Origin of the sequence: Bacteroides sp. LFL-34, assembly GCF_027257075.1 — a bacterium.
GTDB lineage: Bacteria > Bacteroidota > Bacteroidia > Bacteroidales > Bacteroidaceae > Bacteroides > Bacteroides ovatus.
This window is the reverse complement of the sequence record NZ_JAPQKZ010000094.1, coordinates 1-10,108: the sequence shown is the minus strand read 5'-3', so window position 1 is coordinate 10,108 and position 10,108 is coordinate 1. Positions and strand designations below refer to the sequence as shown.

General features: G+C 39.7%; 7 protein-coding genes. 6 read left to right on the top strand and 1 reads right to left on the bottom strand.

Annotated elements, in window-relative coordinates; all coding sequences use genetic code 11:
* Window positions 1-190: 190 nt before the first annotated feature.
* Window positions 191-913: a NigD1/NigD2 family lipoprotein gene (locus tag N5O98_RS26440; RefSeq protein WP_004305817.1), complete on the bottom strand. Its 723-nt coding sequence runs from the start codon at window positions 911-913 to the stop codon at window positions 191-193.
* Between the two features lie 175 nt (window positions 914-1,088).
* Between N5O98_RS26440 and N5O98_RS26435 the strand changes: the two genes are divergently transcribed.
* The 6 genes from N5O98_RS26435 to N5O98_RS26410 all read left to right on the top strand — a co-directional run bounded on the left by N5O98_RS26435 (window position 1,089) and on the right by N5O98_RS26410 (window position 9,950).
* A complete protein-coding gene (locus N5O98_RS26435) occupies window positions 1,089-1,637 on the top strand; it encodes an RNA polymerase sigma factor (protein WP_004302282.1) in 549 nt (182 codons plus the stop codon).
* A 6-nt stretch (window positions 1,638-1,643) separates the two neighbouring features.
* Entirely contained in the window at window positions 1,644-2,948 is a 1,305-nt protein-coding gene (locus N5O98_RS26430) for an outer membrane beta-barrel protein (protein ID WP_004308798.1), read from the top strand.
* 212 nt (window positions 2,949-3,160) lie between these two features.
* The gene (locus tag N5O98_RS26425) at window positions 3,161-3,757 is read left to right on the top strand and encodes an RNA polymerase sigma-70 factor (protein WP_004302285.1); all 597 of its coding nucleotides are present in this window, start codon (window positions 3,161-3,163) and stop codon (window positions 3,755-3,757) included.
* Between the two features lie 63 nt (window positions 3,758-3,820).
* Window positions 3,821-4,783, top strand: coding sequence for a FecR family protein (locus tag N5O98_RS26420; protein WP_022199097.1), 963 nt, complete (start codon window positions 3,821-3,823; stop codon window positions 4,781-4,783).
* Between the two features lie 159 nt (window positions 4,784-4,942).
* Window positions 4,943-8,485, top strand: coding sequence for a TonB-dependent receptor (locus tag N5O98_RS26415; protein ID WP_004308796.1), 3,543 nt, complete (start codon window positions 4,943-4,945; stop codon window positions 8,483-8,485).
* Window positions 8,486-8,504: 19 nt separating this feature from the next.
* Entirely contained in the window at window positions 8,505-9,950 is a 1,446-nt protein-coding gene (locus tag N5O98_RS26410; protein WP_004308795.1) for a RagB/SusD family nutrient uptake outer membrane protein, read from the top strand.
* Window positions 9,951-10,108 lie beyond the last annotated feature (158 nt).

Genomic DNA, 10,108 nt, shown 5'->3' with positions numbered 1-10,108 from the left:
AATTGGAATATAGCAACTTGTTGCCAAATGCATGAGGAAAAAGCAGCATAGCCAAAAGAAAATATAGCAGAACTGTAAAATATAAAAGAGGTTGTGCCAACGTTTTGACACAACCTCCTTTTGCGTAATTAATATATTATATTAAAAAAGAGTGTGTTTCGCATGTTCACATTAGATTAGTCGTCTAAGTCTAAGGAAATTTCACTTCATAAGTTTTCGGCCCGCCATAAATGGTGTTGACACGAATTCTTAGTCCCTTTTTCCCCTCCATCCGGTTTTTAATCTTATCCAGTTTGAAAGACACATATCCTTCACCCAAACGTTGAGGATCATCTCCTTCACTGTTATGACGGAATTCCAGATTGATATATTCGTCCTCCGCATTGCCTTCGTCAGCAGTGGGAGCAGTCTCTTCTTTGTCATTAATCACCAGATTCAGGAAATGTTTTTTATCTTCACTATGTGTTCCGTAATATTGGAATTCAATCGTCAGATATTTATTATCCTTATTGATCCACATATAAGTCGTGTTGATCTTATCATCTCCGATTTTCTCTTCGTCGTTGTCATCTTCACCCATTGTGACGATGTCTTTGGTTAAGATTGGATTGATACCTTTCACCTGAATATTAAGGTCGTATCCATTCACAGGCTCTTCCAACTCGTTGAATATCACAAAAGCTCTTTGTCCCTCCACCCAATCTTCATTGTTCCATCCTTGTGAGTTGCTGGGATACATCTTTTTCCCGTCATCCAAAGTGAAATAAAATTCCTTGCTATCTTGGCTAATCATATTGATGGTGCTGATAGCCAGAAGATCGGACGAATTATCATCGTCGTCCAAGCATGACTGGAGAATCGGCATGGTAGTCATAATAGCAAAGATAAAGGCTATGAATTTAAATTTCTTCATATACTTACTAGGTTTTAGATTTTATAATATTTATGTTTTCTGTAGTGAAAATGCAAGAGGATAGAAAATATTGCATTCGGATCTGTTAAAGAAACAAAAGTGATAAAAGAGTTGTTCTCTCTATGCAGTATTTCTATCTTTGCTGCATTTATAAGGTAAACACGTGTATAAGAGAATGGAAGAAATAGAGTTGTCGGAACAATGTAGGCTGGGTAATAATCGGGCCCGCAAGGAACTGTATGAACAGTATGCGGGGCGTATGCTTGGCATCTGTCTACGCTATACCGGCGACCGGGATACAGCCCAGGATCTGCTTCACGACGGTTTTTTAAAGATATTCGATTCGTTCGATAAGTTCACCTGGAGGGGTGAAGGCTCTTTGCGAGCCTGGATGGAACGGGTGATGGTCAACACAGTTTTACAGTATCTTCGGAAAAATGATGTGATTAATCAGTCGACACCTTTGGAAGAGTTGCCCGAAGAATATGAAGAGCCGGATGCTTCCGATGTAGAAGCGATACCACAAAATGTGTTGATGCAGTTTATTGAAGAATTACCCGCCGGCTATCGTACTGTGTTCAATCTTTATACATTTGAAGACAAATCGCATAAAGAAATCGCACAGGTATTAGGTATCAATGAAAAATCTTCAGCTTCGCAACTGTTTCGTGCGAAGAGTGTATTAGCAAAAAGAGTAAAAGAATGGATAATGCATAATGGATAGATAGAGATGGAAGAGAAAGAATTGTGGATGAATAAGTTGAAGGAGAAGCTTGCGGATTATTCCGAACCGGCGCCTGCTTCCGGTTGGGAACAACTGGAGAAAGAACTTATGCCTCCTGTGGAGAAGAAAATATATCCTTATCGAAAATGGATGATGGCTGCTGCAGCTATTATAATATTAGCTGTCGTTTCGTCAGTAAGTCTGTATTTTCTAGGGACACCCGCTGCGGATGAAATACGTCATATACAAACTCCGGCATTGGCTTCCACGCCCGATGCATTGCCGGGTGTGCAACAACCGGATATGCAGGGAACTGCTGTGGAACCTGTCTTACGGCCGGTAACTCGCGAAGATCGTTTGGCGAAAGTCGACAGGAATCATACGGAGCAGAAAACAGGTGTAGATCCATTAGGGATCGGTAATGAAAATAAACTTTCAACAGGAAATGGAGAAGACTCTTTGAGTGAGGAAGATAAGAATGTAAAAGGAAATGGAGAAACTGAAAATGTAAAAGATGAATCGAAGCAGGCAGAAAATACAGATGTCAGTCAGGGACAGTCACAGGATACAGAGCGATCGAATAACAGACCGCGTCGTCCTTCCGGTAAAGACAAACTTCATATTCCGACAGAAAAAAGATCTTCTCAAAAGGGAACATGGTCAATGGGACTTTCGGTAGGAAATTCAGGAGGTGCTTCAACAGAAGTAGGTGCCGGATCTCATGCTTATATGTCACGTGTGAGTATGCTTTCAGTTTCCAACGGTCTGATGGAGACGATTCCTAATGACCAAACATTGGTTTTCGAAGATGGAGTACCTTACCTGCGTCAGGCAAAACAGGTGGTTGACATTAAACATCATCAGCCTATTTCTTTCGGATTGTCCGTTCGTAAAGGTTTAGCTAAAGGATTCTCTCTTGAGACAGGACTGACTTATACGCTGCTTTCTTCGGATGCAAAACTGGCAGGTGAAGAACAACAGATAGAGCAGAAACTGCATTATATCGGTATTCCGTTGCGTGCCAACTGGAACTTCCTGGATAAGAAACTCGTCACTCTTTATGTTTCCGGTGGAGGTATGGTTGAGAAATGTGTTTATGGAAAGCTAGGATCTGAAAAAGAAACAGTGAAGCCTTTGCAGTTCTCGGTATCCGGTGGTGTAGGTGCGCAGATCAATGCAACGAAACGTTTGGGTATTTACGTGGAACCGGGTGTTGCTTATTATTTCAATGATGGCTCCGATATACAGACTATACGTAAAGAGAATCCGTTTAACTTCAACATACAAGCAGGTGTTCGTCTGACTTATTAGTACGAACTACCTCACTAAATATAGTAACGCCATCCGGTTCGGATACCGTCACTATCCTGATTGGATAGCGTCATTATCCTGACCGGATGGCGTTACTATTTGCTATTTACTATCTTTTTCTTCAGAAAAGTCGGATAATTGAGAAAATATTAATAATATTGTCACCTGTTTATGACCTATGGCTGCATACCTTTGTTGCAAAATTCTAAGATATGGTAGATTCTACAGATGAAAAACATTTATTAATCGACTTAAAAGGCGGTTCCTTTCAGGCATTCGAAAGATTGTATAATATGTATAGTGGCAAACTGTACAATTTCATTATGCGACTCTCTTCCGGCAATCAATATATGGCCGAAGAAGTGGTGCAAGCCACTTTTATTCGTATATGGGAAGTGCATGAAAAAGTAGACCCGGCTTCCTCGTTTATCTCTTTTCTCTGTACGATTGCCAAAAACTTATTGATGAATATGTATCAGCGTCAGACCGTAGAGTATGTTTACAATGAATATCTCATGAAAAGTAGCGTAGACCGTGATTCACAGACAGAAGAGAATATTGATCTGCGCTTTTTGAATGAGTATATCGATTCTCTTGCCGAAGAACTGCCTGCGCAACGGAAGAAAATATTCATTTTGAGCAAAAGGCAGAATTACACAAATAAAGAAATAGCCGAAATCATGGGAATTTCCGAAAGTACGGTTGCTACCCAATTATCTTTGGCTGTGAAATTTATGCGTGAACAGTTGATGAAGCATTATGATAAGGTAATTACCCTTTTGTTGGCCTTTTTTGTTAATGAAATGTAATAGTAATACTTGTTTTTGGATGGGAAGTAGGATGAAAATGTATACTTGTAAATAAGTGGAAAGATGGATAAGACACATTATAAAGAGCTAATTGAAAAATATTTCGAAGAAACGATCACGGATGTCGAGATAAAAGAACTGTCAGACTGGATAAAGAATGACCGTCAGTTGCATGACTGGTGGGAACAAGAGTTTGAGAGATCGGATTCCTCCATGAACCCAGTGTTGCGTGATAAACTTTTTGCCCGGATCAAAGAAGAGACTTTGGGCAAGGAAGTGCGCCCCCTCCGTATCATCCCTTGGAAATGGGTTGCTGCCATTTTATTACCTGTCTGTGTCGCTTTCTTCACTTACTATCTTTTAGATTCTTCTCCAACGGCAGAAACACCCTTTATTGTGAAAGCGGGCAAGGGAGATAAAGCAACCATCGAATTGCCGGACGGAACAAATGTTGTTCTCAATTCAGCTTCCCAATTAAGTTACCTGAATAACTTCGGAGAAAATGTGCGTCGTGTGCAACTAAATGGTGAAGCCTATTTTAAAGTAGCCCATGATGAGAAACACGCCTTCATTGTGCAAATCGGTGATTTGGAAGTGAAAGTGCTCGGTACTTCTTTTAATGTATCTGCCTATGAAGATGCCAAAGACGTGACAGTCGTTCTTTTGGAAGGAAAAGTAGGGGTCTATGCGCAGAAAATATCGCATATCATGAAGCCCGGCGACAAAATAGAATATAATAAAGCCACTCATAAGATAACAGCCACTCAAGTACATCCGAATGATTATATTGAATGGACGAAAGGAAATATGTACTTTGAGAAAGAATCTTTGGAAAATATAATGAAAACCCTTTCACGCATCTATGACGTAGAGATTCGTTTCGACTCCAATAAACTACCTAATGAATATTTCACCGGAACCATTCCGGGAGGCGGCATACAGAATGCGCTGAATATTCTGATGCTAACTTCACCTTTCTTTTATGAAATGGACGGTTCGGTGATAGTTTTGAAAGAGAAATTGTAGAAAAAATAATGAATAGAGCCATTCCGAAGCCCACTACTTAGGAATGGCTTTTTTGTTCTCTGAATTGAATAAGTTAACGAGAGTTAAAGTCTGATAGGCGATTGGACGAGTGAGTATAGTAGTCTGTATACCTATCAAACAACTTAAAAGTTTTGATATATGAAGCACAAAACAACCTTTGAAAAACTCCCTCAAACAAACGTGGGGAGAAGTAAGAACTGGAAAACACTGCGGGCTATTTGTCTGCTATTGTTTTTAAGCGTCTCTTTTACCGCTTATTCTCAAATAACGGTGAATGTGAAAGACATCTCTTTGAGAGCCTCTTTAAAGAAAATCGAGCAAGTAAGCAATTACAAATTCTTCTACAATGAGAGCCTTCCGGAGTTAAACCAAAAAGTTTCGTTAAATGTGAAAGATGCAACGATTGAACAAACCATGCAACAACTTTTGGGTAAAATGGAGTTAACCTACAAGAAAGAGCAAGAGAATGTCATTGTATTGATTCGTAAACCACAAGAAAAGCAGCGTAATATAAAGGTTTCAGGAACCGTAGTTGATTCGAATGGAGAGCCTATTATCGGTGCTAGTGTTGTGGTCAAGGGTACATCTAATGGAACAATAACTGATTTAGATGGTAATTTTTCCATCAATGATGTCTCCGAAACATCTCAACTAACAGTTTCCTACATCGGATATAAACCCGTTCAACTTCGTGCTACCGATAAAAATATGGCGAAAGTTGTTCTGCAGGAAGATAGTAAGATGATTGAAGAAGTCGTAGTCGTTGGCTATACTCCTATGCGTAAGAGTGATTTCACAGGTTCTTTGGCAAGTGTTAAGGCTAGTGAATTATCTCTTTCAGCAGCAACCGCCGGACAAGCTTTAGTCGGTAAAGTCGCTGGTGTACAGGTGATGCAGACAAGTGGTGCGCCGGGAGAAGGAGTGAAGATTAAAGTTCGTGGAACGAACTCTCTTTCAGCTAGTACAACACCTCTCTATGTGATTGATGGATATCCGGCTTCAGAAGATGTATATATCAATCCCGAGGATATTGAAACTATTGATGTATTGAAAGACGCAGCTTCGGCAGCCATTTATGGTTCTCGAGGTGCTAGTGGCGTGGTACTTATCACCACAAAGAGGGGTAATTCGGGAAAAGCCCGTATTGATTATGACTATCAGTTTAGTATGCAACAAGTAGAGCGTAAGATTAAGTTGCTGGATGCCTATCAATACAGGGATTTGGTAATTGAAGCCCGTAATAATTCTTATCGTGATAAAGCAGAAGCTGCTGGAAAATCATGGAACCCATTGGATGATAATGCAATAAGAGCTTCAAAAGGTTTTAACTTGAATGAAGTGGGCATTTCTGATTTGTTTTTTGATTTCACAACCGGAAAACCGGTCGATCCTACTTACAATACAGATTGGCAGGACGCCATCTATGGGAATGCTCCGATGCATCGTCATAATCTATCTGTTACAGGAGGACAGGATTTCTTGAAATATCGTTTTAGTTTGGGTTATCTGGATCAGGATGGAATTATAGCTCCTTCCGGACATAAGCGTTTGAATGTTCGTGCCAATGTAGATGCAGAAGTCACGAAACGCTTGAAAGTTGGAGTAAACTTTTCTTTTGTTGATGTTTCGGAACGACAGGTTCAAGCAGACGGTCGTTATATAAATGATGGTGTCGTACAAAGTGCTCTATTAATGTTTCCTCAATTCCCTGTATATAATTCGGATGGAACTTATGCAGTCGGAAATCAGATTGCGATGAAAGCTGATGGCTATCAGATGGTCGAGAATCCCGTGGCACTTGCTCATGAAATTGATATCCGCAACAAGTCAAGCCGAATGAATTTCAATGCTAATATCACTTATGATATATTGAAACAGCTTCAGTTTAAAGCCAATTTGGGAACTCAATATTATACTTCCCGTTATAATTACTATCGTCCGCGTACTGTAGGACAAGATGGTGATATGCCCAATTCGGATGCTGTTCAGGCACGTGTGAAAGCTCGTGACATAACAAATCGTGATATTGACCGTTTGGGAGAGTTTACGTTAAATTATAATGGTGAATTCGGGAAACATCGCCTGAATGCTTTAGTGGGCTACACCTTACAGAAAAAAACTTATGACCGCGTAGCCGTTGAAGCAACAGGTTTTCCCGACGACCGTATTCATGAAGTGACAGCGCATGGTCCGAATGCTTCCGATATAGGCTTGTATAGCAGCGATACCCGAAAGGCTGCATGGACAATGATGTCTTATCTGGCACGTGTAAACTATTCATTCGATAATCGCTATGTAGTGACGGGTACAGTAAGAACTGACGGATCTTCACGTTTTGGAAAAGAAAACCGTTGGGGTTGGTTTCCTTCTATTTCTTTAGGTTGGACTATATCGAATGAAAAGTTTTATCAGGATTTGTTAGGTAATAATTCATCCTTAAAACTTCGTGCCAGTTGGGGATTGAGTGGAAACAACAATATTGGTAACTACGAGCATACAGCTACTATGTCTCAAGGTGGTTACGTATATGGTAATACTGTCGAAACAGCCTATTGGCAAGGAACTTTCAAAGATGCGGCTATCGGATGGGAAAAAACATCCCAATACAATGTAGGGTTTGATTTGGGATTATTCAATGGTCGTGTCAACTTGATAGGTAACTATTATAATAGTCTTTCGTATGATTTGTTGTACGACCAGCCTATATCATCCATATCGGGCTCTTCCAGTGTAAAAACAAACTTGAAAAATGCAAAAGTACGTAATAGCGGAGTTGATTTCCAAATAGACGGGCGTATTTTGACAGGAGATTTTAAATGGAATGTAAGTGCTAATATATCAGTAAATCGAAATAAAGTTGTCGATTTGGGTGGTATTAATGATTTGTATTTAGTTAGTGAGCGCAATGTGGTAAGCCATGTGACCCGTTCCGGGCTTCCTATCGGCTCTTTCTATGGCTACATTGCTGATGGTATTATTTCCGAGAAGGATTACACCAATATAATGATTGATAAAAGCAATCTGGTTAATGGCAAATTTCCTGACGGATATCAGTTGATAGGACCGGCAGTTCCTAATTATAATAACATACATCCGGGAGATGTGAAATGGCGGGATGTTGATAAGAATGGTTTGATTACAGAAAACGACCGTGAAATTCTAGGCAATGCTTACCCGGATTTTACATACGGTATCAGTACCGATTTCTCTTATAAGAACTTTGATTTGAGAGCGACATTTACCGGTTCTCAAGGAGCTGAAGTAATAAACTTCCAGAAATATTATCTGTATAATATGGAAGGTTCCGGCAATCAGTTAGCATCTGTCTTGAACCGTTGGCATTCTGACGAAAATCCGGGTTCCGGCGGAGTGTTTCGTGCAGCGCGTAGTTCCACTCCTAATACCAGTCAGCGGCTTAGTTCTTATATGGTGGATGATGCTTCCTATTTCCGTTGTGCAAATATCACATTGGGGTATAATTTTCCGGTGAAGTGGATGCAGAAAGTGAGCGTTCAGGCGTTGAGGCTATATGTCAGTGTAGACAATCTATTTACTTTGACTGATTATGAAGGATATAATCCTGAAGTGGATTATAAAGGAGACAACCTGTTACCCGGCTTCGATTGGGGAGTTTATCCTTTGGCGCGTACATATAGTATAGGAGCAAAAATAACTTTTTAAATAAATAAAGAATCAGATTATGAAAAAATACATAACATTTGTCGCAGTAAGTTCACTATTGTTTTGCAGTAGTTGTACGAGTTTTCTGGAAGAAACCAATCCTAATAAGATTCCAGCCAGTAACTTCTATCAGACCGAAGATGACATTGCAATGGCTGCGAATGGTGCGTATGCAGCTTTGAGAGGAAACGGGTATTATAAGAATATGTATTTATACACAGATGTTCGTTCGGAAAACACCACGTTGCAGGACCCGGGAGCAGGAAATGGGGTTAATTATCAATTTTATAACTATACATTGACAACAGATAATGCACAAGTGAAAACTCATTGGGCAGATTTGTATAAATGCGTGACAAGAGCTAATATTATATTAGATCAGATAGATGATATTCCTTTTAAGGATGAAGTTGTGAAAAACCAGAAAAAGGCGGAAATGTATTTCTTGCGTGGATTGACTTATTTTCATCTTGTAATGCAGTTTGGAGATGTCCCTATCGTAACCAAAGAGCTAAAGACAAAAGATGAAATTCAGAAATATACAGCCCGCCAGCCAAAGAGCGAAGTCTATAATTTGATTATTTCCGATTTGACACAGGTTATTAATAGTGAATTGCCGGATATTCAAACGGGTAATGGAGTAGGCCGTGCTTCAAAAGCTGCTGCGTATGCTTTATTAGGCAAAGTTTACTTGACAATGGCTGCTGATTCTGATTTTCAGTCGGAAAGAACTTCAAATTTGCAATCTGCGAAAACAAATTTAGTTGCAGCATGGAATATGAAACCTTTTACAAGTCTGAAAGATATCCCTTATGCTGATGTTTTTGATAAGGAAGCTCAAACATTCTGTCAAGAGAATATTTTTCAGGTGATGTATAAAGGAGGCAACTCCAGTTTAGCCTCAAATTACGCCTATATATTTCAACCCACTTCCCAGACGGGGCTTACTTCGCAGAAAACTGGAACTGGAAATAATATACCGACTGTTGATATGATGAATGCCTATGAATCGGGAGATACGCGTAAGGCTATCTCGTGCGGTACGTCACAGAACGTTAATTATGTGAAGAAGTACACAGATCTCGATGACATAAATGGCTATGGGGCGAATAACTGGATTGTGCTTCGTTATGCCGATGTCGCATTAATGTTGGCAGAAGTGAAAATGCATTTGAGCGAGAATGATGCGGTAAGCTATTTGAACATGGTACGCGAACGTGCTGGTCTGGATGATTATTCCGGCAGTAGTTTGCGCGATGCGATCCTTCGTGAGAGAAGAGTCGAGTTTGCTTTTGAAGGACAGTATTGGTATGATTTGTTACGTCTTTATTCTCGTCAGGAACTGTTGGAGCACATGAAAGCGAAGAATCCAAATTTCTCTGCGAAAGATTTTTTGTTGCCTATCCCGTATGATGAACATAAACTGGATCCGACAAGAATGTATCAAAATGAAGGATATAACTAAAAATAAAATAGTATGATAAGAAAAATCTCAAATATCATTTATATCTTGAGTTCAACTTATAAATGCAACTTTTTGGGTGCGGATAATAAGCAATAAAAACATTTATTTTTCAGAGAGGAAAGAGAGACAATGTCCCCCTTTCTCTCACTCTGAATGGA

What these genes read in the sequence shown, in the direction of transcription:
- N5O98_RS26440 (WP_004305817.1), bottom strand. Translation starts at nt 913, where the DNA reads ATGAAGAAATTTAAATTCATAGCCTTTATCTTTGCTATTATGACTACC.
- N5O98_RS26435 (WP_004302282.1), top strand. Translation starts at nt 1,089, where the DNA reads ATGGAAGAAATAGAGTTGTCGGAACAATGTAGGCTGGGTAATAATCGG.
- N5O98_RS26430 (WP_004308798.1), top strand. Translation starts at nt 1,644, where the DNA reads ATGGAAGAGAAAGAATTGTGGATGAATAAGTTGAAGGAGAAGCTTGCG.
- N5O98_RS26425 (WP_004302285.1), top strand. Translation starts at nt 3,161, where the DNA reads ATGGTAGATTCTACAGATGAAAAACATTTATTAATCGACTTAAAAGGC.
- N5O98_RS26420 (WP_022199097.1), top strand. Translation starts at nt 3,821, where the DNA reads ATGGATAAGACACATTATAAAGAGCTAATTGAAAAATATTTCGAAGAA.
- N5O98_RS26415 (WP_004308796.1), top strand. Translation starts at nt 4,943, where the DNA reads ATGAAGCACAAAACAACCTTTGAAAAACTCCCTCAAACAAACGTGGGG.
- N5O98_RS26410 (WP_004308795.1), top strand. Translation starts at nt 8,505, where the DNA reads ATGAAAAAATACATAACATTTGTCGCAGTAAGTTCACTATTGTTTTGC.